The organism is Streptomyces sp. NBC_00464 (genome assembly GCF_036013915.1).
In the GTDB taxonomy this organism is placed as follows: Bacteria; Actinomycetota; Actinomycetes; order Streptomycetales; family Streptomycetaceae; genus Streptomyces.
Map to the genome: position 1 here is coordinate 31,237 of NZ_CP107899.1, position 25,557 is coordinate 56,793.

Sequence of the window (25,557 nt, forward strand, 5' to 3'; positions counted from 1 at the left end):
ACGTGGACCGTCGTCCCAGCGGATGACGACGGTCCGCCCGCGCCGCACCGTGGGGACGGGGGCGGCGCACAACCCGGGCGGCCGGTGACTTCTTCGGAAGTCACCGGCCGCCCGCGTGTTCCCGCCGAAAATCGCGCCCCCCCTTCTCGTCCCCTTGACGATATGAGGCCGCCTCCTTTATCGTCTCCATGACGAGAACGAGGGGGCCCATCATGGCCGACATCACCCGGCGCTTCGGCTGGCGCCATCTGCGCTCAGCGCCCACCGCCCACATCCGCCACCACAAGCGCGGCCGGCTCGCCCACGACGGGGCGGGGCTGAGCTTCTGGTTCCGGTCGCTGAGCGCCGCGCTCTCCGAGGTGCCGGTCAACGACCGCGAGCTGGCCATGGCGTTCCACGCGCGCACGGCCGACTTCCAGGACGTCACCGTGCAGGCCACCGTCACGTACCGGATCAGCGATCCGGCCGAGGCGGCCGCGCGCCTCGACTTCTCCGTCGACCCCGACACCGGCGCCTGGCGCGGCGCCCCGCTGGAGCAGATCGCGACACTGCTGACCGAGACGGCCCAGCAGCACACCCTGGACGTCCTGGCCCGCACCCCGCTGGCCGCCGCACTGGTGGACGGTGTCGCCGCGGTACGCGAACGGGTGGCGTCCGGACTCGCCGACGAGCCCAGGCTGCCCGCCACCGGCATCGACGTGGTGGCGGTGCGCGTCGTCGCCATCCGCCCCGAGGCCGAGGTGGAACGGGCCCTGCGCACCCCCGCCCGCGAACAGATCCAGCAGGAGGCCGACCGGGCCACCTACGAGCGCCGGGCGGTGGCCGTCGAGCGCGAGCGGACGATCGCCGAGAACGAGCTGGCCAGCCAGATCGAGCTCGCCCGGCGCGAGGAGCAACTGGTCGAGCAGCGCGGCACCAACACCCGCCGCGAGGCGGAGGAGCACGCGGCCGCCGACGGGGTGCGCGCCGAGGCGGAGGCGGCGCGCACGGTGCGCCTCGCCCGCGCCGAGGCCGAGGCGGCCCGTGAGGTCGGCGCGGCCCGTGCCGAGTCGCAGGCGGCCTGGCTGCGGGTGCACGGCGAGGTGGAGGCCGCGACCCTGCACGCGCTGGCCGCGACCCGGCTCGCCGAGAACCTGCCGCGCATCGACAGCCTCACCCTCTCCCCCGACGTCCTCACCGGCCTGCTCACCAAGCTCGGCCGGACCGCGCCGGAGACCCGGGCGTGAGCCTGGCGCCCCGGGCCGTACTGGTCCACCGCACCACCGAGTACGAGGAGTTGCTGGCCCGGCACGGCACGCACGGCCAGGCGGCGTTCTTCCTCTCCAGCCGGGGCCGGTCCATCGACGAGGTGGCCCGGCGGCACGAACGGGCCCGGCAGGCACTCGCCGATGTGGCGGCGGCTGTCCCGCTGCAATGGCGCCGGTCCCGGGTGGAGCGCGCGGACCTCGACCGGTTCCTGTTCGCGCCGGAGGACGTGGTGGTCGTCGTCGGGCAGGACGGGCTGGTCGCGAACGCCGCCAAGTACCTCTCCGGCCAGCCGGTCGTGGGCATCGACACCGACCCCGGCCGCAACCCCGGCGTCCTGGTACGCCACCGGCCCGCCGACGCGGCGGCCCTGCTGCGGGCGGCCGTGGCGCCGGGCAGCGCCGCGGACGAGCTCACCATGGTCGAGGCGGTGGCCGACGACACCCAGCGGCTCCTGGCCCTCAACGAGATCTACCTCGGCCCGGCCGGCCACCAGACGGCGCGCTACCGGCTCGGCCCCGACGCGGCGGATTCCCCCGCCGAGCCGCAGGCCTCGTCCGGAGTCCTGGTCGGCACGGGCACCGGCGCCACCGGGTGGCTGCGGTCCCTGTGGCAGGAACGACGCAGCCCGCTCGCCCTGCCCGGCCCCACCGATCCCCGGCTGCTCTGGTTCGTACGCGAGGCCTGGCCCTCGCCCGTCACGGGCACCTCGCTGGTCTCGGGGGAACTGGGCCGCGGACAGGGGCTTCGGATGACCGTCGAGTCCGACCGGGTGGTGGTCTTCGGCGACGGCATGGAGGCCGACGCACTGGAGCTGACATGGGGCCAGTCCGTGCGGCTCGGCATCTCGGCCACCTCGCTGCGGCTGACCGGCTGACCGCAGCAGCGACGGTGTGCATGGCCCCGCCCGTAGGCTCTGTGCCCCGCCGGTCACCGACCTCATCAGGAGCCGCCATGGACAGCGCCGAGACGCCCCAGGTCCCCGCCCGCAACTCCCGTCCGCCCCAGGCCCAGGCGGCGCTGGGTGTAGGCGTGCTCGTGCAGGACGGGCAGGGGCGGATCCTGCTCGGCCGGCATCACAGCGGCACCTGGGAGCTGCCCGGCGGCAAGGTCGATCCGACGCATGAGTCGATCGCGGCGGCGGCGGTGCGTGAGCTCCGGGAGGAGACGGGGCTGGAGGCCGCCGAGCACGAGGTGCGCGTCTTCGCGATGCTGCACGACGTGATCCACGGGATCAACCGGGTGACGATGGCCGCGCTGGTCACCGTCGGGGACGGCGCCGCGCAGGTGACCGAACCCCATCTCATCAGCACCTGGCAGTGGATCCGGCCCGAGGAGCTGCCGACGCCGCTCTTCGACCCCTCGGCACAGATCCTCGCGGCCTGGCGCCCCGATCTCGGCATCGTGCACCCGCCCGCGCACCGGCTGGACATCATGACCGAGAGCGCACAGGCATAGACCTACATCAATTAATGATTTGCCTAGGGCTCATAGGCAGAGTTAGCGTCGTCGGTATGAAGGCCGTGACCGAGCAGGACATCCGCACATCGTTCGTCAACTGCTCCAAGGGAGAAGCGGGGCGGCTGCCGCTGCCCCGCGATCTCGACGAGCTCCCGTGGGACGATCTCGACTTCCTCGGCTGGCGTGACCTCTCCGCCCCGGGGCGCAGCTACATCGTCACCGAGCGCGAGGGCGGGCTGACCGGGATCACGCTGCGCTTCCCCTCCCAGCAGCGCGGATTCCTTCACCGGAGCATGTGCTCGCTCTGTCTGACCACGCACCCGGGCAGCGGGGTGTCGCTGATGACCGCCCGCAAGGCCGGCCCGGCGGGGCGGGACGGCAATTCGGTCGGGCTGTACATGTGCACCGACCTGGCCTGCTCGCTCTATGTGCGGGGGAAGAAGGCCGTGGCCTCGGGTGCCCGCTTCAAGGAGTCGCTGACCCTGGAGGAGCAGATCGACCGCACGACGGGCAATCTCGCCGCGTTCGTCGACAAGCTCTTCGGCTGAACCGGGCGGGCACGCCCGTGCCCGCTCCGACGGTCCTGCTGCCGGAGCGGGCACAGGTCGGTGCGCGGACCGGCTACCGCGCCGTGCGCTTGCTGTGCACCGCCGCGTAGTCCGGCGCCGCGTTCTGCCGGCCCGCGACTCCTCCCAGCACGGTTCCCTGGTTCACCAACGCGACCGAGTCGGGTCCGAGGCCGCTCTGTTCAGCGGTGACCGCCAGCGCGATGGTGTTGTCGCCCTGCGGCTTCAGGAATCCGGAGGGGATGACGAACTCCTTCTGCGGACCGACGTTGTTGACGTACTGGCCGGTGTTCCAGCCGTTGACGAAGATCTGGACGCGGTACTTGTCCGCCTTGGCACTGTCGTCGTCGATCCGCAGACCGACCGCCGTGTCCGCGTCCTTGGGCAGGTTCAGCCGGGCGGTGATGCGGTACCACCGCACGCCCGCACGGGCACTCTTGAACGCGCCGGTGCGCGCCCAGGAGGTGTCCGGTGCGCCCGGCAGGTGCCAGCCCATGCGCTCCCCGTACAGCCCTCCGTTGTTGTAGAGACCGCGCGCGGTGTCCGCGGGCTTCGGACCGCCGAGGGCGCCCTGGATCCGCCAGTCGACCTTGCCCGCTCCGGCTATGTCGACGTCGGCCAGACCCCGGCCGCCCTTGGAGCGGCCGTCGGAGCTCCAGTCCTCGTACTGGCCCATGTTCCGTACCAGGACCGCCAGTACGGCGGGTTTGCCCGGCTCGACGAGCCCTGCCGGGACCGAGTGGGTGGCGGTGCCGTCGCCCTGGGCGCCGAGGTAACGGCCGTTCAGCCAGACCAGGGCATGGCCGGCGGTGCCGGTCTTCACCGTGACCTTCACCGTGCTGCCGGCGGTGGCCGGTGTGTAGTGGCCGCGGTACCAGGTGTCGCCCTCGTGGAATCCGTACTCGTCCGTGTCCAGCACGACGCCGGATACCGCCCCGGGGCCATGGAGCGGGTTGGCGGCCGTGGTCCGGTCCGCCGCCGTCCAGCCCGAGTCGTCGAACGCTGCCGTCCGTTCGGGATCGGACTCGGCGGTGCGCCACGTGCTCAGCGCCGGCAGCGACACGTCCGCGGGGCCGGGCAGATCGGCGACCAGCGCTCCTGCCGCGTCCGTGGTCGTCGGCAGGACGCGGTTGTTCCAGGTGAGGACATTCACGCCGGTGGGCGCGAAGACCCTCAGCTTCCCGGCCCGGCGGGTGTCACCGGTCAGTTCGAGCCGGGATCCGCCGACTCGGGCCGTCCGTGCGAGTTCCGGTCCCAGGACCAGCACGTCGCTGCTCCCGGCGTCGAGCTGCCAGGTGTCCGCGACGCCGTCCCTGTCGGAGATCACGATCGTGAGTGCGGCGCGACCACCGCCGGAGATCCGCACCGTCCGGGTGCCGTCGTGCACGTAGTTGATCCGCAGGTCCCCCCGCTCCGGGTCCCAGGTGGTCTCCACCGGCGCCCCGTCCAGGGTGGTGACCTCGGGCTTCTGCGCGTAGCGCAGGACGGTCTCGCCGTCCGTACCCTTCGCACCGTCGAGGGCGAGCAGATCGCGTCCGGCGTTCAGCCGGGTGAGCACCTGCGAGGTGGAGTAGACGAGGCGGTGCGGTCCGAAGGCGTAGTCCGCGACGAGGGGGGCGGCGTCGCGCCCGTCCACGGTGATCGCGGTGCCCGGCTTCTGCGGGACGCGCGGGTAGGCCGCATCCCCGACGGGCTGCGTGCTCGGGCTCGTGTCGATGGCGTCGACGGAGACGAACGTTCCCTGCGAGGCGGCCGTGCCCTTCTCTCCGGTGACGACGATCTTGAGCGTGTGCGAGCCGGCGCCGAGGTCGTTCGCCTCGTACAGGACCCGCTGGAAGGCGGGTGACGCGGCGTAGCTGTCGACCGTCGCCTTCTTGACGCCGTCGATGTACACGTCCGCGGTGCCGTGGTTGGAGGAGTCCGGGCCGATCCAGCGCACGGTCGGTCCGTCGAAGGTGGCTTCGACGCTGTCACCGGCCGCCGAGGAGAACGTCTCGTCGTCCTCGAAGTCCCCGCCGGTCCACGACTGGCCGGCGGCGCGCTCCCAGGAGCCGGTGAACTTCAGCGCACCGGTGTCCGAATCGTTCCAGCGGTACGAGGGATCCTCCGGCGGAGCGGGAGGGGTGGCCAGGTCGAGGGGGAAGGTGACACGGCTGGTCGATGTGTCGTTGGAGTCGGGATGGCGCAGCGTGATCAGCCGCATGCCGTTGCCCGAGACGGAGGTGTCGTCCGACTTCTCGGTGGACAGACGCTGCTGGGCCTTGACGGCACCGCCGCCCGTGACCGTGACCGGCGGGGCGGTGACGGCCTGGGCGGAGGCGATCGGCTTCACGGCGTTCTGCAGGTAGCCGAACTCCTTCTGGACGGCGAGCTTCGGGGTGATCGCGCGGTTCTCGGCGATCGCCGCCCCGTAGTCGTAGGAGGTGAATCCGGAGCCGGGGTCGCCGGTCCAGCCCCAGTTGGTGCCGCCGTACTCCATATAGGAGTTGAAAAGGGTGGCGCCGTTGGCGAGGTTGTTCACGGCGAACTGACGGGTGAACGCGGCGTCCGTGAACTCGGCGCACTTGTTCGTCTGGAAGTCGCGGCCCCAGGCGGTGAACGCGCCGCCCTGCCCCTCGGCGATGAAGACCGGCGTGCCGGGCGAGTAGCCGCGGACCCGGGTCTCGTAGTCGCTCAGCCGGCCCCGGCCGCCGGCGCAGTCGAAGCCCAGCGGGTACGTGTCGAAGGCGTAGAGGTCCAGCTTCGAGCCACCGGGCCCGCCCGGCACGTTCCAGCCGTGGCCGTTTCCGTAGTCGTTGTGGAACAGCGGGACGGTGATGCCCTGTTCGACGACGGCGCTCTGCAGCTTCTCGATGTAGTCGATGTGCTTGGCCGAGTTGTCGATCTGTTCGTTCTCGACCTGGTAGGCGATGACGCTGCCGCCGCCGTCGGTGATCTGGTGCCTGCCGATGATGGCGTTGACTGCCTTCAGCCACTCCAGGTCGGCCGCCAGATTCTGCGGGTCGGCCGTGCGCTCCTCGCCCCCGTGCGTGCTCATGTACGGCGGCAGACCGCCCATGCTCACCTCGGCGTTGATGTACGGGCCGGGGCGGGCGATGACGTAGAGGCCCTCCTCCTCGGCCATGGTCAGGAGCCGGTCGATGTCGCGTACGCCGGTGAAGTCGTACGAGCCCGGCTCACTGGAGTGGTAGCCCCAGAAGAAGTACAGCGACACGGCGTTGAAGCCCGAAGCCTTCAGCTTCTGCAGGACGTCGCGCCACTGGTCGGGGCTCGGCAGCCGCCAGTAGTGGAACTCGCCGGACCACACGACCAGCCGCTCGCCGTCGACCTTGAGCGACTTCTCGTCCCAGGCGACGGTGTGGGAACGGCCGTCGTTGCCGGGGAAGGGGTGGGTGACGGTCGCGCGGGCCGCCTGGACGGCCCGGCCGGTGGGATGCGCGGAGGCCGGCAGGGGTGAGGCGAGGGACAGCACGAGGCCGGTGGCCAGGCCGCCGACGACGGCGCGGCGCCATAAGGCGTGCGGCCGTTGGGGGTGGTTCGTCATGAACGCCCTTTCGCTGGTGTGCCGATGGTGCGGTTCATCCGTCGCGCGGGGCCGGACGGACCGGCCCCGCGCGACGCGGCCCCCTTCGCGGCAGGGGCGTCCCGGCTACTGCATGCGGCTCGCGGCCTGCGCGAGGAAGGTGTCGAGCACGCCGTCACCGACCTTGGGCTGGACGCTTCCCCACGAGTTGCGGGGCGGGTCGACCCGCACGGCGCGTGCCTGGCTCTGCAGCGCCTGCGAGGAGGCGAGCAAGCGCGCGGCGGTGTCCTTGTCGCCCGCGCTCCAGGCGTCGAGCGCGTCCAGCATCGTCACGGCGGCGCTGCCCCACAGCGCGGTGGCGTCCAGCCAGGGCGCGGAGTCGGTGACGAACCCGGGCTGGACGGCGCCGCTCCGGATGACCTCGGGAGCGCTCCTGACGGCGTCGGCGTACGGGCGCAGTTCCGCCAGTGCGCCGGCCTTGTGGCCTGCGTCCCAGGACGTCCAGAACTCCGTTGTACGGCGGGTGAGTTCGGGCGCCTGGGGCTGCCAGGGCGTGGCGCCGAAGGTGGGTGCCATGTGTTCGAGGTCGCCGAGGACCAGCAGGGCCTCCGTCGCCGCCCGGTCGCCGCCCGCGAGGTAGGACATGGCGCGGCGCCACTCGGAGCGTGCGTCGTAGGCCGTGTCGTTCCAGGCGAAGCCCGCTGCTCCGAAGACGGCGACCTTGCTGGCGTACGGCTGGTTCATGGGGTTGGCCACGATGCCGGTGAGGTGTGCGGACAGGCCCGCCTCACGCTTGTCGTACGGCGCGAGGAGCAGCCGCCCGCTGGTGTTCCCGAAGTCGTTGACGGGGTAGTTGTCCCACACGAACACCTTGCGCCCGAACAGCTTCGCAGCGGCTTCGGCCTGCTCGTCGGTGATGCTCGGCGGCACGACGTCGGTGCCGGTCCACATCACCTCGATCGCGGGGTCCAGCGTGGCGCGCATGGTCTGCTTGTACGCGGTGTCGGTGAGGTCCCCGTATTCGGTCGGCACCATCTGCAGCGGCTGTGTGCCCGGGTGGGTGGCGATGAAGTCGTGCTGTACGCCGTTGAGGAGGTCGACCTGTGCCTTGGCGGCTGCCTCGCGGCCGGGCTCGCCGAACTTCGCCCGGTCGCCCTCGCAGTTCCAGCGGGTGTAGCTGATGTCGTCCAGCGGGATGGAGAACGCCCTTGTGCCCAGGTCGTACATGGCCTGGAGTTTGGCGTCGAGGTCCTTGCGGTGGGCCGGGTCGGAGTAGCAGATGGACTCGCCCGGGGAGACCGCGAAGGTGAACCGGACGTGGTTGGCCGTGGCGCGCTGCACCAGTTCGCCGAGCTCCGTGAGCTTGTCGGCCGGGTAGGGCTCGCGCCACTTGCCGCGGTGGTACGGGTCGTCCTTCGGCGCGTAGATATAGGTGTTGGCCTTCACGTCGCCGTAGAAGTCCATCTGGTCGAGCCGCTCGTCGTGTGTCCACGGCGTTCCGTAGAAGCCCTCGATGGTGCCGCGCAGGGGCATGGAGGGGAAGTCGGCGGCCTGTGCGCCGGCCACCTTCCAGCCGTCGCCGGCGCGCGTGAACAGCTGACGCAGTGTCTGCACGGCGTAGAACTGTCCGGCAGCGTCCGTGCCGCCGAGGGCTGCCGTGCGGCCGGGCCCGTGCCCGGAGACCCGCAGGGCGTATCCCTCCGCGTGATCGGGAGCCTTCGTGGCGCCGAGTGCGCGGGCGACGTCCGGGCGGGTGGCGGAACCCAGCCGCACGGTGAGCAGACCGGCGGCCGCCGCCGGCACATGTCCGGGTGTCACGACGTCGACCCGGCGGGCACCGTGCGCCTTGAGTTCGGCGACGAGGCGGTCGAGCGCCGCGGAGTCCGTCCCGTCGTCGGCGACGACGAGGACCCGGCCGGTGACGGGGGCGTCGGATCCGGCGCGGCCGATGGACTGCGGGGTGGGTGAGACCGGCGGGAGGGCGGTGGCGGTGGCGGTGGTGCCGGCCTGATCGGCCGGTCGGGCGGTGGCGGCAGGCGATGCCAGGCACGTCACGGCGGTTGCCGTGGCCAGCAGGGATGCGAGCGTGGTCACATTGCGACGTCCCACAGAGTCTCCAAGTGGTCTAAACCAGCGAAGCGTTGAGGAGAATTCCGCACCAGCGCGAGCCCGTCAAGGACTTTCGTGCGATCCTGTTTGGTCTAGACGTTTAATAATGTTGGATATCGCGTGATCTATGGGCAGGCCATCCGACCGGCTCCGCCCGCCTCGGGCTGCGGAGCCGGTCGGATGGTCACGCAGGTCAGCGGATGCCGACCGCCACCTCCGAGGGGACGAGCCGCGTCCCGTCGGCCAGCCGGAACTCCAGCGTGATCCGGTACGTGCCAGGCGCCGCGTCCGCGGTGGCGCGCACGGCCACCCGCTGGGCGGCGCCCCGCGTTCCACGCACCTTCAGCGTGCCGTTCGCCGGCTCCAGGAGGACTCCGTCGGGCGCGGCGGCGGACCAGTGGACGGTGTGGCCGGTGAAGTCGACGTCCTGGGCCTCGACATCGAGCGCCACGGAGTCACCGCCCGGTTCGAGCGCCAGGATTCCCGGGTTGCCGAAGCCCGCCGCCGGGCTCGCGTAGGTGTCGACGACATCCTGGCGGATCCTTGCGTCGTCGTACGGGGCCTGGCCCTGTGGGCCGTTCCACCGCCACCACGCCTGCATGTTGGGAAGGCAGACGCCGGTGAACCGGTTGCGGTGCACGAGCGCCCGGTACTCCTGGCGGGCGGCGTCGAGCTCGGCACTGCCCGCCGGCGCCAGACCGATCCTCATGTCGGCGAGGGCGATGTCGAGGTTGCGGGTCAGCCGGTCGAGCAGGGTGCGGGGCCCCGCACCCGTCGTCTGTCCGGTGGCCTCCTGGAGAGCGGCGCGTGCCTGGGTGTAGTTCGTGGTCAGCACGGCGGGGCCGTGGGTGTCCGGGTCGAAACGCGTCAGGTCGTAGTACCGCGCCGTCGCGGCTGCCGCCCCGGCGCCGAAGCGGGCCCGCAGGTACCCGTCGAGGAACGCACCGGCGTCCAGGGTGCCGTCCCAGGCCAGCGCGGCGAACAGGCTCTGGACGTGCTCGTACGTGATCCAGTCGGCCGGCTCGCTGTACATCCCGTAGCCGTTGAGCCCGAGCCCCGACTCGAAGCCCACGTCGCCCGCGATGGTGGCGAGCGGGTGCACCGGCAGACTGCGCCAGCGGTAGCGCCGGTAGTACTCGTACATCGCGAGCGGGCCCCGGTGCGTGGTGCGCCAGGCGCGCAGCGCGTTGGCGAACGAGACGTTGGCACCGATCGCGGGGTCGCCGAGGTGGCCGTCGTAGTTCCGGGAGTACGGGGCGAAGTCCACGATGACCTCGGGATCGCTCGCGTACTCCGGGTCGGGCGGCCGCACGGTGGAGGCGTACGCGATCCGTTCGACCCGGACCCCGGGCAGTTCCTGCCGCAGCACCCGGACGAGTTCGTTGACGACCACCGACTCCGCGTTGGCGGGGCTGCCGTAGCGGTCGAGGATGGGCTTCTGGAAGGCACCGACGTCCGGCGGCCAGCAGTCGAACACCGTGATCTCCGGTCGCTCCCGGAGGAAGGCGAGGACCTTGGCCACGTACGCGTCCAGGGCCTCGGGGTTGTAGATGTCGAAGAGCGGTCCGCCGGACGCGTAGAACTGCGGATAGTCGGCCTTCGGCAGGAAGCTGTCGTAGCCGTGGCCGCCCGTCTCGATGCGCAGGGCACGCTTGCCCGCCTCCCGGACCAGTACGTCGCGCACCCCGTCGTACGTGGTGACGCCGAGGCCCAGGTAGTCGGTCGGGTAGACGAAGGTGTTGAGCCGGTTCTTGGCCATCCAGTCGAGCAACGGCGGCAGGCTCGCCACGGTGTGGCTGAAGCCCTCCTCGGCATACTGCCGTCGCAGTTGCGAGCCCGGCCGGTCGGTGAGGCGTACCGGCGGGAGGTCGAGGGTGCGGATGCCCGGTACGGATTCGTGGTGGCCCTCGTACGCGGGGAAGGCGGGGGCGAAGAAGCGCACGCCGGTCCGCTCCAGGAGCGCGTAGACGGCGTACAGCGGAGCCCGGTCGCCGCTGCCCGTCAGCAGCAGGCAGGTGTCGTCGCCGAGCAGGGTGAAGGAGTCCTCGGGAGCCCCGCCGAGTTCACGTCCGGCGTCCGCGAGCGCGGCCGCGGGTATGCCGTCCCGGCCGCGGGTGCCCGCGCGCAGGGCGACCAGGCCGGTGACGCCCTCGGGGATGTCGCCGCCGGGCGCCGGAAGGGCGTGCAGCGGCAGCCGGACACCGGTGATCCGGTGGAGGTAGTCGCGCAGTTCGGTGGCGGCGAACTCGGCGCTGCCGCCGCCCCACCAGAGCACCGAGGCGCGGGCCCGGCCGCCGGAGGCGACCCGGAGCGGGGCGCCGGACGGCTGCGCGGCGGCTGCCGCGGCCTCGGTGGCGGTGAGCCCCGGCAGGAGGGCCGCACCGGCCAGGCCGGCGGCTCCCACGAGGAATCCGCGCCGTCTCACGGTGCTCGGTGCGTTGGCGTGGTCTTCGTTCGAGGCGTCGTTCATGAGCGGTCCGCCTTTCCGGCTGCGGCGTACAGGTCGCCGAGGTAGTAGTCCGAGGCCTTGCCCGCCTTGGGCAGCTTTCCCATCCGGTTGAAGACGCCGGCCAGTTCGTCGAACCAGCCGTCGACGGTTCCGTCCTGGCTGAGCTTCGTCAGCTCGTCGGAGGGCAGGATCTTGACGTACTTCGTGGAGCCCTTGAGCTGGTCGGCCGGCAGCTTCAGGAAGTCGGCGGTGACGGTCTCCGACTCCTCGGGGTGCGCCGCGATCCAGTCACCGGCCTCCTTCAGCACCCCGGTCACCTTCTTGACGAGCTCCGGGTTCCCGGAGGCCAGCTTCGGCTGGGTGACGAAGACGTTGGGGAAGGTCAGCTTGGGGTAGTAGTCCTGCGTCCGGCTGATCTCCTTGAGATCGGGGACCTTCTTCTTCATCGTGTCGATCAGCGGGTACCAGGTGGCCGCCGCGTCGACCTGTCCGGAGGAGAACGCCGTGACGACGGTAGAGGCGTCCATGGCGACCTTCGTGACGTCGTCCGGCTTCAGACCGGCCTCGTTCAGCGCCAGGTTGAGGATCATGTCGCCGGAGGTTCCTTCGGCGACGGCCACCTTCTTGCCCTTGAGGTCGGCCGGCGTCTCGATGCCGGAGCCGGGCCGGGCGATGACCCGGTCGGCGAGGCCCAGCATGTTGACGGAGACGATGGAGGCGCGGCCCGATGCGGGGAGCCACAGCGCGCCGGGGCCGAGGTAGCCGAAGTCCAGGCTGCCGGACCCGAGGGCCGTGACCTGGAGCGGTCCGTTGGTGAAGACCTTCAGGTCGGGGGTGAGGCCCGCCTTCTTCCACAGTCCCTGCTTCTGGGCGACGGCCAGCGCGACGGAACCGCTGTAGTCGGCGATGTAGCCGAACTTCACCTTCTGTGCTCCGCCGCCGGCGGAGTCCGAGGAGTCGTCACCGCAGGAGGTGGCGGTGGAGACGAGTGCCAGGGCCAGGAGAAGTCCGGCGGTTCGGCGGCGGACGGCAGGGATCGACTTCATGACACCATTCCTTCGAGCGGGGCCGGCTGGTGGTGGACGGCGTGCCACACCTGGGCCCGCAGTTCGGCGAACTCGGGCGACAGGCGCTGTTCCTCGGTACGCGGATAGGGCAGCGTGACCGGGATGATCGTGTGGATGCGGCCGGGGCGGGCGGCCATGACGACGACCCGGTTGGCGAGGAAGACCGCCTCGTCGACGTCGTGGGTGATGAACATGACGGTGCGCCGGTCGCGGCCCCAGGTGTCGAGGAGCGACTCCTGCATCCGGACCCGGGTGAGGGAGTCGAGCGCTCCGAAGGGTTCGTCCATGAGGAGGACCTTCGGGTCCACGGCGTAGGCGCGGGCGATGGCGCAGCGCTGCTTCATGCCACCGGAGAGGGTCTTGGGCAGGGCGTCGGCGAAGTCGGTGAGACCGACGAGCTCGATGACCTCGCGGGCCCTGCGCCGGCGCTCCGCCTTCCTGACACCCGCGACCTTGAGTCCGTACTCGACGTTGGCGGCGACGGTCATCCAGGGGAAGAGCGCGTACTGCTGGAAGATGACGCCGCGTTCGGGAGCGGGACCACGGACAGGCGTGCCGTCGACGGTGACTTCGCCGTCGGTGGCGTCCAGGAGCCCGGCGGCGATGTTCATCAGGGTGCTCTTGCCGCAGCCGGAGGGGCCGACGACAGTGACGAACTCGCCGTCCTCGATGTCGAGGCTGACCCGGTCCAGGGCCAGGAAGTCACCGCTCTTGACCGCGAAGTCCCGTGTCACGTCATGGAATTGGATGGTGGGCATGGTTACCGCCGTTCCTGCCAGTGAGTGAGCCGGCGCTCGGCAAGCAGGAGCAGCCGGTCCATGACGAGGCCGATCGCGCCGATGGCGATGAGCTGGACGAAGATGGTCGGCAGGTCGTAGTAGACCTGTGCCTGCTGCATCCGGTAGCCCAGCCCGCCCTGGGCCGCGATGAGTTCGGCGGCGACGACGGTCGCCCAGGAGGCGCCGAGCCCGATCCGCATGCCGACCAGGATGAACGGGGTGGAGGCGGGCACGACGACGCCGAGGAAGACCTGCGGGTCGCGGGCGCCGAGCACCCGGGCCGCGTTGACGAGGGTGACGTCGACGGAGACGACGCCCTGGAAGGTGGAGACGACGCAGGACAGGAACGAGGCCAGGAAGATCACGAAGATCTTCGGGGTCTCGTCGATGCCCATGAGGACGATGGCGAGCGGGATGATCGCGAGCGGCGGCACCATGCGGAAGAACTGCAGCCACGGCTCGATCAGCCTGCGGACGACCGGGTACCAGCCCATGAGGAAGCCGACGGGGATCGCCAGGACGACGCCGAGGACATAGCCGATGAGTACGCGTTCCAGGCTGGCGCCGGCGTCTTCGAAGAGCGTGCCGTCGGCGATGAGATCACCTGCGCGGCGGCCCACGGCGACGGGGCCGGGGAAGCCCTCGATGCCGCTGTTCGCGAGGACGACCCAGACGAGCAGTCCCAGCGCGGCGGAGGCGAGGCCGAGCAGGGCGTTGGCCAGGCGGCCGGTTCCCCGCTTCCTGCTCCTGGGACCGCGCGTGTCCTTCGGGGGCGACGGCTTCGTGCTCCGCGGGCCCGGCGGGCTCGTCCGTTGTTCCTCGACAGCTTCGGTCGGTGTCTTCATGCCACTTCCTCCGCGACGCCGTCGACATCCGCGGCCCGGTCGCCGCCGATGTCGGCCATGTAGCTCATCCAGGTGTAGGCAGGGTCGCCGCGGCGCAGCAGCTCGCGGTAGAGCCGGACGGTGAGGTCGCGCCGGATCCCGGCGTAGGCGGGCGCGTCGTACACGTTGTGCAGTTCGTGCGGGTCGGTCTCCAGGTCGTACAGCTCGTGCACGCTCTCCGGGTTGTGCACCAGCTTGTGGCGCCGGTCGCGGAGCATGCGCTGGGAGTACGGGAAGTGGTGGCCGTGGAACTCGGCGACGATCTCGTCGCGGCCGTCCCCGGAATCGGCCCCGTGCAGCAGGGGCAGCAGGCTGGTGCCGTCGCACAGCTCGGGCACGGGGGCCCCGGCCAGTTCGAGAATGGTCGGGTTGAGGTCGATGAGGGAGGCGAAGTCGTCGCTGACCTGGGCGGGGGCGCCGGGGATTCGGGCGATGCCGGGGATGCGGTAGATGTCCTCGTACATCGCCGGACCCTTGTCGTTCAGCCGGTGGGCGCCGGTGAACTCGCCGTGGTCGGCGGTGAAGAAGACCGCCGTGTCGTCCCACAGGCCGTGTCCCTTGAGCGCCTCGATCAGCCGGCCGGCCTGGTGGTCGATCATCGTGACGTAGCCCCAGTAGACGGCGATGAGCTTGCGCCAGGCGGCGGCGTCGAAGTCGTCCGACGACCAGTAGGCGCTGTACTGGCGCTGCACCTCGGGCTTCCCGGCGAAGGTCTCGGCCATCGAGGCCGGCAGGGGCACGTCGTCGGGGTCGTACAGGTCGTAGTAGCTGTCGGGGATCAGGTAGGGCAGGTGCGGGCCGTACCAGTGGCAGGACAGCATGAACGGTGTGCCGGTCGCCTTCCAGTCGGCTGCGTAGCGGTCGAGCAGGCCGAGCGTGCGGTCGGCGAGGAAGGCCTCGATGGTGGCCTCGGCGGGCTGCTGGAGCCGGCCGGCGATGAGGTGGCCGCGGCCGGTGCCGTTGGCGGCGGTCCCGAAGACGGGTTCGCGTACGGAGAAGGGCGGGAAGCCGTTGTCCTCCAGCCACTTCTCGTACGAGGGGTGGTGGACGGGGTTGAGCGCGCCGGGCAGGTGCTCACCGTCCAGGCCGTAGAACTCGGGGCCGCGCTCGCGGCCGATGTGCCACTTGCCGACGTGGCCCACCGAGTAGCCCTGGTCCTTCAACTGACCCCAGAGCATGGGGTCTTCATCGGAGAGCTCGTCCTTGCTCCCCCCATTGCGCTCGGGGTTGTTCAGCATGCCGTGGCGGAAGGGGTGGAGGCCGGTGGCCAGCGAGGCGCGGGCCGGGGTGCAGATGGCGGTCGGGGTGTAGAAGCGGTCGAAGCGGGTTCCCTCGGCCGCAAGGGCGTCCAGGGCCGGGGTGTCGACGAGTGGGTTGCCGTAACAGCCCAGGGTGTCCACCCGGTGCTGGTCGGTCATCAGGAACAGGACGTTGCGCGGAGCCACTCGGGCCGCCCTTTCGGTGGTCGCTCACGGTGCTGCCGGGGAGCCGGCCGACACGCCGTCAGGTGACGTCCCGACGCGTGCCGGTGTCGGCAATTGACCGGAACTGTAGGGACGGTGACTTTTTTACGTCAACCCTTGGGAATAAACATTGTGTGAATTCGTCCCGGGCGTTGACAGAAACCCCTTGACCGATCGACCATGCGTCCATGACGGAACGCACCGATGCCCTCCAGCGCCTGCGCAGGGCCAACGAAGCCGCCGTACTCGGTGAACTCCGCAGGTCGGGCGCGCTGAGCCGCGGCGAGCTGAAGGCGCGGGTCGGGCTCTCCCGCACCACCCTGTTCGCGATCGTGTCCGATCTGCTGGAACGCAAGGCCGTCGTCGAGCAGCAGGCCCCCGACCCCGAGCAGCCGCGCGGCCGCGGCAGGCCGGCCCTGGAGATCTCGCTCAACTCCCGCGGCGCCGAGCTGATCGGCATCGATCTCCAGCGCCACCACATCCATGTGGTCGTGGCCAACTGCGCCCATGAGATCGTCGGCCGCCACAGCGCCCCCGTCCCGGCGGACAGCGGCGCGGCCGAACGCGCCGCGCAGGCGATCCGGGCCGTCGAGGACCTGGTGCGGCGCGAGAACATCAGCCTCGCCCCCGTCGCCGGCATCGGCCTCGGCCTTCCCGGCTTCGTACAGAACCCGGCCTCCGGCGACCCGCGCACCATGACCCCGTTCGCCGGCCATGTCGCCGAAGAGCTGGGCCGGCATTTCGACGCCCCCGTGCTCACCGACAACAACTCGCGGCTCGCGGCTCTCGCCGAGGTGACCTGGGGAGCGGCGCGCGGGATCGACAACGCGGTCTATCTGCGCTGGTCGGAAGGGGTCGGTGGCGGACTCGTCGTCAACGGCTCGCTGGTCCACGGCGCCCATGGCACCGCCGGGGAGATCGGCCACACCAGCTGCGACCCCGAGGGAAAGCCCTGCCACTGCGGCGGCCGGGGCTGTCTGGAGGGCCTCATCTCCGTCCCGGCCCTGCTCGCCGCCTGCGCCGATCGCGGCGTGACGGCCGCGGACGCCGCGGAACTGATCGCGCTCGCCGCCGGGGGCCAGCCGGACACCGCCGAGGTGATCCGGGACGCGGCCGTCGTCGCGGGACGGGTGCTCGCGGCCCTCGCCGCCCAGGTCGACCCCGAGTGCATCGTCGTCTACGGGGAACCGGCGTCCCTCGACGCTCTCGTCCTCACACCGATCCGGGAACAGCTCGCCGCGCTCTCCCTGCCGTCCGCGCCCCGCACCATCGAGGTACGCGGATCCACCCTCGGCGGCGAGGCGGCCGCGCTCGGCGGGGTGGCGCTGTTGCTGCGCACCACGGGCCAGGACCTGGCGGAGCTGCTCGACCGGCCGGCCCCCGGTGCGGATACCGGGGACGACCGGCCGCTCGACGAGGAGACCTCACCGTGAACGCCTGCTGCGGGCCCGCCCGCGAGAGCACCACGCCTGCCGCCGCCACTCCCCCGGCGGACTTCGCCGTCCCCGTACGCCGCCCCGCCGAACTGCTGCGCGGCATGGTGGGGGTGCCCGGCGGTCCGTTCCTGATGGGCGGCGAGGACGAGGACGCGTTCCCGGCCGATGGCGAGGGGCCGGTACGGGAGGTGACCCTCGCCCCGTTCCACATCGACGCGGCCGCCGTCACCAACGCCCGCTTCGCCGTCTTCGTCAAGGCCACCGGCTATCGCACCGAGGCCGAACTCATCGGCTGGTCCTACGTCTTCGGCTCCTTCGTCCCACAGGAGGCCCGGCACGCCGTGCTGCCCGGCACCGTGCCCGGCGCCCCCTGGTGGCGTGCGGTCACCGGAGCACACTGGCGTGCCCCCGAAGGGCCGGGCACCTCGATCGGCGACCGCCGCGACCACCCGGTGGTCCACATGTCGTGGCACGACGCGACGGCCTACGCCCGCTGGGCCGGCAAGCGGCTGCCCACCGAGGCCGAATGGGAGAAGGCGGCACGCGGCGGACTCGTCCGGGCCCGCTTCCCGTGGGGCGACGAGCTGACCCCGAACGGCCGGCACCGCTGCAACATCTGGCAGGGCGACTTCCCCGTACGCAACACGCGCGAGGACGGCTTCACAGGCACCGCGCCCGTCAAGGCGTACGCCCCCAACGGCTTCGGGCTCTACAACACCTCGGGCAACGTCTGGGAGTGGTGCGCCGACCGGTTCAGCACCGACTGGCACGCCGAGGCCCGACCGGAAACCCGCTCCGACCCCGTCGGGCCACCGCACGGCGGGAGCCGGGTGCTGCGCGGCGGCTCGTACCTCTGCCACCGCTCGTACTGCAACCGCTACCGCATCGCCGCCCGCACCTCCAACACCCCCGACAGCACGACGGGCCACGGCGGGTTCCGCTGCGCGGTCACGGTCTGACCCCCCGCATCGCGATCCGCGCACATCCGGCTATCCTGGCCGCCGCACCGGACACGGGGTGCCCCTCAAGGGGCTGAGAACACACCCGTCGAACCTGAACCAGTTAGCACTGGCGGAGGGATGTCTCATGTCATTGCCGTATGCCCAGGACGAGCGCACAGCCCTGGACCCGCGACCCGCATTCGACGGGCGCATGCCCACCGCCCCCGGCGACCTGCGCATCGAGGCGCACGGCATAGCCCCCGTGCCCGAGGACCGCCGTTACGGCCGCCCCGGCCGGCTGTTCACCGTCTGGTTCGCCCCCAATCTGACCATGACCGGGGTCTTCACCGGCACGGTCGGCATCGCTCTGGGCCTGGACTTCGCCACGGCACTCGCCGCCGTCGTGCTCGGCACGCTCGTGGGCGCCGTGCCCACCGCGTATCTGGGCACCTGGGGCAGCCAGACCGGCGCCGGTCAACTCCCGCTGGCGCGACTGGCGTTCGGCAGGAGTGTCGTACTTCCCGGCGCACTGCAGTGGCTCTCCTCCATCGCCTGGGACGCACTGATCGGCCTGTTCGGCGGGGAGGCGCTGGCCCAGCTGTGCGGCTGGCCGTTCTGGCTGGGAGTGCTGGTCATGATGGCCGCCCAGGGCGCGCTCGGCGTGCTGGGGTACGAGGTGATCCACCGGCTCCAGACCGTGATGACCTTCGCTCTGGCCGCCGCCTTCGTGGTGCTCGCGACCAAGCTCCTGGACGGCGTCCACCCCGCGTCCACCAGTACCGTGCACGGCGCCGACCGGGCGGGCGCCTTCGTCCTGACGTGCACCATCGCGCTCAGCCTCGCACTGTCCTGGGCCCCGTACGCCAGTGACTTCAGCCGCTATCTGCCGCGCACCACGTCCCGGCCGCGCATGTTCTGGTGCACACTGCTCGGCATCAGCGCCTCCTTCGTGGCGGTCCAGACCCTCGGCCTGTGGGGGGCGTCCGTCTTCACCGACCAGACCGCGCACGGCATCGACACACTGCTCGGCGGGGGCGCCCTCGGAGCCTTCGGGCTGCTCGCCGTGGCACTTGCCGCGCTGTGCAGCAACGCCATGAACGACTACAGCGGATCGCTGGCGTTGCAGACCATGGGGGTCCGGCTGCCGCGCCCCGTCGCCGCGGCACTCGCCGCCGCACTCGGCTTCCCGCTCGTGCTGTGGATGCATGCGGCCGACACCACGACACGCTTCCAGAACGTCCTGCTGCTCGTCGGCTACTGGATCCCCGCATTCCTCGCGATCGTGGTCGTCGACTGGCTCGTCAGGGCGAGAGCCCGCGGCGGTTCCCCCGTCGACCTGGCCACCGAGAGCTCCCGCCCGCAGCCCTGGTGGCCGGCGCCGATCGCCTTCACGCTCGCCTTCGCAGCGGCGACACCGTTCATGAACACCACCCTGTACGTGGGTCCGGTCGCGAAGGCGCTGCATGGGGCGGACCTCGCCTACGGTGTCGCGTTCCTCGTGGCCCTGGCCCTCTACACACCGCTACGGCTGCGCAACCGGCCCTGACGACGCATGGCATTCCGGTACGGGGGCGGGTTCCGCAGCCATGGACCTCGGGTCAGGTTCCCGTGCCGCCGCCTCAGCCGTCGGCCAGGGTGCGGCCGAGGAGGGGCAGCAGACGGTCCCAATGGCGTTGCAGCGCGGCGGGGTCGAAGGCGTCGGTGTCGGACATGGTGAAGCCGTGCCTGGTGCCGGGGTAGATCTCGGAGGTGTGGGAGACACTCGCAGCGTCCAGAGCCCGGTTGAGCTCGCCGAGAGCCTCGGGCGCCAGGTCCGTCTCGGCGTGCCCGAAGTGGACCTCGCCGGTGAGGCGGCTCAGACTGTCGGGCCCGTCGGCGCCCACGGGGCCGTGGAATGCGGCGACGGCGGCCACCTGGCCGTGGTGGGCCGCGGCGGTGCGCACCGCCAGGAGGCCGCCGATGCAGTAGCCGGTCACCGCGACCGGCCCGGCGACGACCTCGGGCTGGGCGGTCAGGAACCCGAGGTAGGCGTCGGCGTCGCTCAGGACACGTTCGACGGTGTGCGCCTCGATCAGGGGCATCAGCTGCTCGAACACCTTCGCCCGGGCTCCGTCTCCGATGTACTCGGGAAGATCGATCACCGGCGCCGGACCGTTCCGGTAGAAGACGTTGGGGACGAGCACGTAGTACCCGTGCCCGGCCAGCTCGCGGGCCATCTCCCGCAGCACGGGCCGGATCCCGAAGCCGTCCGCGTACATCAGCACGCCCGGACACCGCTCGCCGCCGTCGGGGAAGGCGGCGAAAGCGTCGGCCCGGCCGTCCGCGGTGGGAATGTGCAACGTCTTGGCTGTCATGAGGTCTCCTGTCGTGGTTGACGTGTCGAGCTGTGGTCAACACGGCAGGAGGCGGAGCCCGCGCAGCAGCGCCTGGCCCTCGGTCCAACAGCGGGCCGGTACCGGCCCGTACGGCGCTCAGAGGAGCGCCGGGTCGCCAATTCGTGTGTGGCGCAAGGCCGTCCCGGTGATCATCGCCTCATAACGTAGCCCATCGGACAGGAGGGTGCCAGGCCGCCCTGCCACCCCAGGAAATACTGTGTACCCTCTCAGTATGTCTACTCACTCACTAAGAGATGGATGCCACCACTTCCCGGGGCGGCCGGCCCCGAGCGTCGCAGGAGTACGACGATGAGCGCCCGCGGCAATGAGGTTCCCGACGCCCAGTCACTGCTGAACTCGTTCGCCGAGGTGGTCGGCCCACTGCTGGACCGCACGGCCGCGATCTTCGCGGGCCACCAGGTCCCGTTCTCCCAGGCCAATCTGCTGGTGCAGATGAACGAGATGGGCGGGCCGCGCCGGATGGCTGACCTGGCCCGGGCCCACGGGGTGGTACCGCGGACCGTGACCTCCCTGGTGGACGGTCTGGAGAAGCGGGGACTCGCCGCGCGCACCCCCGACCCCGACGACCGCCGGGTCGTTCTCGTCTCGCTGACGGAGAAGGGTGAGGCCCTGATGCAGCAGATCGACGAGACATCCGCGCAGCTGGCCGACGAGATCTTCGGGCAGGTGCCGGCCAAGGACCGGGTGGCACTGGCGAAGCTGCTGGGCAGGCTCCGCGTCCAGAGCGCCAACAGGGAAACGGAGTCATGACCGTCGGGAACAGCACCCCGGCAGTGGTCCTCACCAAGGGCCACAACCGGCGGCGTTGGGCCGGCCTCGCCGTCGTGGCCTCGGCCCAGCTCGTGGCCATGCTCGACGAGACGGTCATCAATATCGCGCTGCCCTCCGCGCAGAAGTCGTTAGGCATGGCGCCTGCCGACCGCCAATGGATCATCACGGCCTACACCCTGGCGTTCGGCAGTCTGCTCCTCTTCGGCGGCCGGCTGGCCGACCGCTTCGGCCCCAAGCGCACCTTCATGGTGGGGATCACCGGCTTCGCCATCATGTCCGCCGTGGGCGGCAGCGCCACCAGTGGCGGCTGGCTCATCGCCGCACGGGCGCTGCAAGGTGTCTTCGCGGCCGTTCTCTCCCCCTCCACCCTGTCGATGGTCACGGCTCTCTTCGACGACAGGAAGGAGCGCGCGAAGGCCTTCGGCATCTACAGCGGCATCATCGCCGGCGGAGCCGTTCTCGGTCTGCTGGTCGGCGGCGTGGTCACCGAGTATCTGTCCTGGCGCTGGTGCCTGTTCATCAACGTACCCATCGCCGCTCTGGCACTCGCCGCGGCCCCGCCGCTGCTTCCGAACGTACGGGGCGACCGCACCGCCCGGCCGAATGTGCCGGACGTCGCGCTGACCGTCCTCGGCATGGCCGCGCTCGTCGTCGGCTTCTCCGAGGTGGAGGGGCACGGCTGGGGATCGGCCCGGGTGCTCGTACTGCTCGCGCTCTCCGTCGTCCTGCTCACCGCATTCGTCCTGCGGCAGACGCGCGCGCGGCAGCCTCTGCTGCCGCTGCGGGTGGTGCGCGACCGTAACCGCGCGGGCGCCTTCCTCGCCGTGGCGCTCGCGGAGTTCGGACTGCTGGGGATCTCGCTGTTCGCGTCGTACCAGCTCCAGGTGATCATGCACTACAGCCCCGTCAGAGCAGGGCTGGCGTTTCTGCCCATGGTCGCGGTGACCGTGGTCGCGGCGACCCAGATCGCGGCCCGGCTGATGCCCCGGATACCCACCCGCTGGCTGATCGGGCCCGGTCTGCTCTGTATCGCGGCAGGCGTCGCGATGTTCAACCTGATGTCCGCGGAGAGCACTTACCTGGGCACGATCCTGCCGACCTGGACCGTGCTCGGGCTCGGCCTCGGTCTGATCACTCCGTCCGCCACCCACACGGTCATGTACGGCACACTGCCGAACGACCGGGGCATCACGGCCGCGTTCCGCACCACCTCCCAGCAGGTGGGAGGTTCCGTGGGTCTGGCACTCACCAACACCGTCGCGGCCAGTGCGATCGCGTCCTTCGTCACCGCCCATCCCACCGGGAACATGTCCGCGGACTACACGGCGAGAGCTCTGGTGCACGGCACGGCAGTGGCCGCCACCTGGTCCGGCGTCCTGATCGCCGTGGGCACGATCGCGGTGTTCTGGCTCGTCAACTCCCACCCCGAACCCAAGGCTCCGCCCCCGGTCGCGGAATAGGGCCGGCGGTCGGAGACTCAGGGATTGCTCCTCCGGCCCGGCCCCTCGTGATCGCTCGCTGACGAGGTCGAGGACGTGTCGGTCCCATCCGGACCCCGAGAACGGGTCAGGGGCCGTTTCAGATTGCTCTGAAACGGCCCCTGACCTGCGACTCTTTCGAGTCGGGACGACAGGATTTGAACCTGCGACCCCTTGACCCCCAGTCAAGTGCGCTACCAAGCTGCGCCACGTCCCGCTGCCAGTCCCCCGGACCTGCCGGGCGGCTGCGCAGGACAAACATTACCTCACTCCGCGGACCGGATCGACGCCCGTGCCTGCTGGGCGCGGGTCGCCAGCCCCTCGGCGCCGCAGGCCGTGGCCAGCTTCTGCGCCCGGGCGAGCTCCCGCGGCGACCGGATGGCGACGCCGTGGTCGAACAGGGCGAGCGCGAGTTCGTAGCCGGACGGCGATCCCTCCAGGTGGCGGACCGCCTCACCCAGCAGCTGGGCGGCCTCTTCCGGGCGAGCGAACAGGGCGACACAGCGCAGTGCCTCTCCGATGGCCGTGTCCGTACCGAACCGCTCGGCGTGCACCCGGGCGGAGTTGGCGATCTGCGCGGCGCGGCCCGGGTCGTCGTCGGCGAGGGCCCGGGCCAGGTCAGCGGCCCAGGGGGCCCAGATGCCGTTGAACCTGCCTCGCGGTTCGAGTGCCTGGCCGGCCGCCTCCAGCTCCGTGACGGCCTCCTTCGTACGGCCTTCGGCGAGCAGCAGCCGGCCGCGGACACACGGGGCGTCGGGCAGCACCATGGCGCTGGGATAGGGCAGACCGAAGTCGTACTGGTCGGCGACCTTGCGGGCCTCGGTGATACGGCCCCGGGCCAGCAGCGTGTCGATGAGCAGACAGGCGGCGTCCCAGTGGACCGGCAGTCCGCTGCCCACGCGGTCGGCGAGGCGGAGTCCCTCGCGCAGGAAGCCCTCCGCCTCGGCCAGGCGGCCGCGACGGCGGTGGACCAGACCCAGCAGCGTATGGGCGAAGGCCAGGTGGGCGCCGCTCCAGCCGGAGATCTCGAAGGCGCGCACCGCCTCGCCGAAGAGCTCCTCGGCGCGGTCGAGTTGGTCGGTGAAGGCGTAGGTGATGCCGAGCAGCGTCGGGAGCTCGAAGCCCCATTCGGTGTCGGTCCAGCCGAGGCCCCGGGCGGGGTGGCCGTTGACCAGAGCCCGTTCGCAGAGGTCCACGATCAGCTGGGAGTTCTCTCCGCGCAGCATCGCGTCGAAGGCGCGCAGCGTGAGCAGCGCCCGCTCGGCGTTGTCCCGGCCGGTGAGGTGGTCGGCGTTGGCTGCGAGCCTGCGGGAGCGGCCTGGGCCGTCCTCCTCGCCGGCCTGCATGCCCTCCCAGAGGAAGTGAGCGGCCTGGAGGCGCATCAGGCCCGGTCCGGGTGCCGTGCGCTCGGCCTCGGCGGCGAGGGCGAGCGCCGCCTCCTTCAGCTGGTTGTTGTGCGACAGCGCTGCGGCCAGCCGGTAGGTGGCGTCGACCCGCAGGTCGTCGGCGAGGCCCGGCATGTCGAGCGCGGACCGCAGGTGCTGCACGGTGGTGGGCGGCGAGCTGAGCAGCGTGGCGCAGCCCAGTTCGTAGAGAAGGGTGGCGCGAGCCTCATGGTGCGGGGGCTCCTGGAGCGCCCGCTCCAGGCAGCGGCGGGCGGCCTCGGGGGCGCCGACCGCGAGGTGCTGGTTGGCGGCCGCCCGGAGCTGCTCGACCAGCTCCTGGTCGTCGTCCGGGTGGACTTCGAGCAGGTGGCGGGAGGCGGCGGCCGGCCCGAGTCCGGCCCGGGCGATCGCCCAGGCGGCCCTGCCGTGCATGGCGGTGCGGGTGGCCGGCGGGATGGAGCGGTACACGGCGGTGGCGATCAGGGGGTGTACGAACTCCAGCGGGTCGAAGCCGCTGACGATACGGGCCTCGCGCAGCCGGGCGGTGCAGTCGGCCGCCTCGGCGGCGCTCATGCCGGCCAGGGTGGCGGCGAGTCCCTGGGAGATGTCCGTGCCGAGGACGGCTGCGGCCCAGGCGAACCGGTTGGCGTTGGTGCCGAGCCGTTCGAGACGGGCGACGAGTCCGCTGCCCCGGGCGGATGCGCCGAGCTCGCGCAACAGTCCGGCGGACTCCTCCAGCGGGGCCAGTTCGCGGTCCTGGACCTTGGCGACGAGTTCGACCGCCTCGTAGGGGTTGCCGCCGGTGACGGCCCACACCTCGCGGCAGAAGGGGTCGTCGGCGTGCTCGCCGAGCGCCGCCCTGACCAGTTCGGCGGTGGCGTCGGGGGTGAGCGCGCGCAGGGCGACCCGGACCTGCGCCGGATGGCTGCCCGCCGCGACGCTCTGGGCCTCGCGGGCGGCGAGCTCCTCGGGGCGGTGTGCCTGGACGACCAGGACCTTCAGTTCGCCGAGCCGGGCGGTGAACGAGGCGAGCCAGGCGAGGGATTCGCCGTCCGCCCAGTGCGCGTCGTCGACGATGAGCAGCAGCGGGCGGTGGCTCCACCGGGAGGCGAGCTGGGCGACGACCCAGTCGAGGCCGTCGCGCACACCCTGCGGGTCGGGCTGCGTTCCGGTCGGCTCGGCGAGGCCGAGGGCCGGTGCCGCGATCTCGTACCAGGCTCCGAACAGGGCCTTCACGTCGTCGGCGGGGAACTGGTCCAGCGCGGGCTGGAGCAGTTGGCGTACGACGTGGAACGGCACCGAGGTGACCGTCTCGCCGCCGCGGGCGGACCAGACGGTGCACCGGTCGGCCGCGATGGCCCGGATCTCGGCCAGTAGCGCTGTCTTGCCGATGCCTGCTTCGCCGCTGAAGACCAGCAGCCCGCCGGTCGCCTGCGCGCCGCACAGTGCTTCAACGGCTTCTGCGGCAGCGGCGAGTTCCGGTTCTCGCTCGTACAGCGGCCGGGACGGCTTCATGCCTACCCTCCCCCAAAGTCGTATCGATGACAGTCGAGCCTAGTCGTGCGCGGGGGGCCACCGACAGTGGTTCGGACAGTTCGTCGCAG

At 71.4% G+C, this 25,557-nt stretch carries 18 protein-coding genes, 1 tRNA gene and 1 riboswitch; of the genes, 9 read left to right on the forward strand and 10 right to left on the reverse strand.

All coding sequences use genetic code 11. The features are described from left to right. Window positions 1-212 precede the first annotated feature (212 nt). From OG912_RS00200 to OG912_RS00215, 4 genes are all read left to right on the forward strand, one after another. Window positions 213-1,226 carry an SPFH domain-containing protein gene (locus tag OG912_RS00200; RefSeq protein ID WP_326733941.1) on the forward strand — a complete coding sequence of 338 codons (1,014 nt, stop codon included), beginning with the start codon at window positions 213-215 and terminating at the stop codon, window positions 1,224-1,226. After that, window positions 1,223-2,122, forward strand: coding sequence for a hypothetical protein (locus tag OG912_RS00205; protein WP_326733942.1), 900 nt, complete (start codon window positions 1,223-1,225; stop codon window positions 2,120-2,122). Before OG912_RS00200 ends, OG912_RS00205 begins: the two co-directional genes overlap by 4 nt. Window positions 2,123-2,199: 77 nt before the next feature. Continuing rightward, window positions 2,200-2,703: a nucleotide triphosphate diphosphatase NUDT15 gene (locus tag OG912_RS00210; protein ID WP_327707585.1), complete on the forward strand. Its 504-nt coding sequence runs from the start codon at window positions 2,200-2,202 to the stop codon at window positions 2,701-2,703. 56 nt (window positions 2,704-2,759) lie between these two features. After that, window positions 2,760-3,254, forward strand: coding sequence for an FBP domain-containing protein (locus OG912_RS00215; protein WP_326733944.1), 495 nt, complete (start codon window positions 2,760-2,762; stop codon window positions 3,252-3,254). 73 nt (window positions 3,255-3,327) lie between these two features. On the opposite strand, the gene OG912_RS00220 is transcribed toward OG912_RS00215, so the two are convergent. From OG912_RS00220 to OG912_RS00250, 7 genes are all read right to left on the reverse strand, one after another. Further along, window positions 3,328-6,816 (reverse strand): beta-galactosidase, encoded by a 3,489-nt coding sequence (locus tag OG912_RS00220; RefSeq protein WP_327707586.1) that lies wholly within the window; start codon window positions 6,814-6,816, stop codon window positions 3,328-3,330. A gap of 105 nt (window positions 6,817-6,921) precedes the next feature. Next, the gene (locus OG912_RS00225; protein WP_443060933.1) at window positions 6,922-8,904 is read right to left on the reverse strand and encodes a beta-N-acetylhexosaminidase family protein; all 1,983 of its coding nucleotides are present in this window, start codon (window positions 8,902-8,904) and stop codon (window positions 6,922-6,924) included. 193 nt (window positions 8,905-9,097) lie between these two features. Next, complete coding sequence (locus OG912_RS00230) at window positions 9,098-11,374, reverse strand: DUF4838 domain-containing protein (protein ID WP_327707588.1); 2,277 nt, start codon at window positions 11,372-11,374, stop codon at window positions 9,098-9,100. Continuing rightward, window positions 11,371-12,399, reverse strand: a complete 1,029-nt coding sequence (locus OG912_RS00235) for an aliphatic sulfonate ABC transporter substrate-binding protein (RefSeq protein WP_327707589.1) — start codon at window positions 12,397-12,399, stop codon at window positions 11,371-11,373. Before OG912_RS00235 ends, OG912_RS00230 begins: the two co-directional genes overlap by 4 nt. Continuing rightward, window positions 12,396-13,178 (reverse strand): ABC transporter ATP-binding protein, encoded by a 783-nt coding sequence (locus OG912_RS00240; RefSeq protein ID WP_327707590.1) that lies wholly within the window; start codon window positions 13,176-13,178, stop codon window positions 12,396-12,398. The genes OG912_RS00235 and OG912_RS00240 overlap by 4 nt, the downstream gene beginning before the upstream one ends. 2 nt (window positions 13,179-13,180) lie before the next feature. Beyond that, on the reverse strand, window positions 13,181-14,044 hold the full coding sequence (locus tag OG912_RS00245) for an ABC transporter permease (protein ID WP_327707591.1): 864 nt from the start codon (window positions 14,042-14,044) through the stop codon (window positions 13,181-13,183). Continuing rightward, entirely contained in the window at window positions 14,041-15,528 is a 1,488-nt protein-coding gene (locus OG912_RS00250; RefSeq protein ID WP_327707592.1) for a sulfatase-like hydrolase/transferase, read from the reverse strand. The genes OG912_RS00245 and OG912_RS00250 overlap by 4 nt, the downstream gene beginning before the upstream one ends. Before the next feature lie 206 nt (window positions 15,529-15,734). On the opposite strand from OG912_RS00250, the gene OG912_RS00255 reads away from it, so the two are divergent. From OG912_RS00255 to OG912_RS00265, 3 genes are all read left to right on the forward strand, one after another. Further along, the gene (locus OG912_RS00255; protein ID WP_327707593.1) at window positions 15,735-16,979 is read left to right on the forward strand and encodes an ROK family transcriptional regulator; all 1,245 of its coding nucleotides are present in this window, start codon (window positions 15,735-15,737) and stop codon (window positions 16,977-16,979) included. Then, window positions 16,976-17,941 (forward strand): formylglycine-generating enzyme family protein, encoded by a 966-nt coding sequence (locus tag OG912_RS00260; protein WP_327707594.1) that lies wholly within the window; start codon window positions 16,976-16,978, stop codon window positions 17,939-17,941. The genes OG912_RS00255 and OG912_RS00260 overlap by 4 nt, the downstream gene beginning before the upstream one ends. 44 nt (window positions 17,942-17,985) lie before the next feature. Further along, a riboswitch (TPP riboswitch) is annotated at window positions 17,986-18,079 on the forward strand. Beyond that, entirely contained in the window at window positions 18,069-19,469 is a 1,401-nt protein-coding gene (locus OG912_RS00265; protein WP_327707595.1) for a purine-cytosine permease family protein, read from the forward strand. It overlaps the preceding riboswitch by 11 nt. A gap of 73 nt (window positions 19,470-19,542) precedes the next feature. Here OG912_RS00265 and OG912_RS00270 read toward each other — a convergent pair whose 3' ends face one another. Then, a complete protein-coding gene (locus tag OG912_RS00270; protein WP_327707596.1) occupies window positions 19,543-20,277 on the reverse strand; it encodes a dienelactone hydrolase family protein in 735 nt (244 codons plus the stop codon). Window positions 20,278-20,607: 330 nt separating this feature from the next. On the opposite strand from OG912_RS00270, the gene OG912_RS00275 reads away from it, so the two are divergent. Both OG912_RS00275 and OG912_RS00280 read left to right on the forward strand, forming a co-directional pair. Further along, the gene (locus tag OG912_RS00275; protein WP_327707597.1) at window positions 20,608-21,069 is read left to right on the forward strand and encodes a MarR family winged helix-turn-helix transcriptional regulator; all 462 of its coding nucleotides are present in this window, start codon (window positions 20,608-20,610) and stop codon (window positions 21,067-21,069) included. Then, on the forward strand, window positions 21,066-22,550 hold the full coding sequence (locus OG912_RS00280) for an MFS transporter (RefSeq protein WP_327707598.1): 1,485 nt from the start codon (window positions 21,066-21,068) through the stop codon (window positions 22,548-22,550). Before OG912_RS00275 ends, OG912_RS00280 begins: the two co-directional genes overlap by 4 nt. A 161-nt stretch (window positions 22,551-22,711) precedes the next feature. Here the strand turns inward: OG912_RS00280 and OG912_RS00285 are convergent. Both OG912_RS00285 and OG912_RS00290 read right to left on the reverse strand, forming a co-directional pair. Next, window positions 22,712-22,785: transfer RNA gene (locus OG912_RS00285), tRNA-Pro, on the reverse strand. Window positions 22,786-22,834: 49 nt separating this feature from the next. Next, the gene (locus OG912_RS00290; RefSeq protein WP_327707599.1) at window positions 22,835-25,468 is read right to left on the reverse strand and encodes an ATP-binding protein; all 2,634 of its coding nucleotides are present in this window, start codon (window positions 25,466-25,468) and stop codon (window positions 22,835-22,837) included. Between the last annotated feature and the right edge of the window lie 89 nt (window positions 25,469-25,557).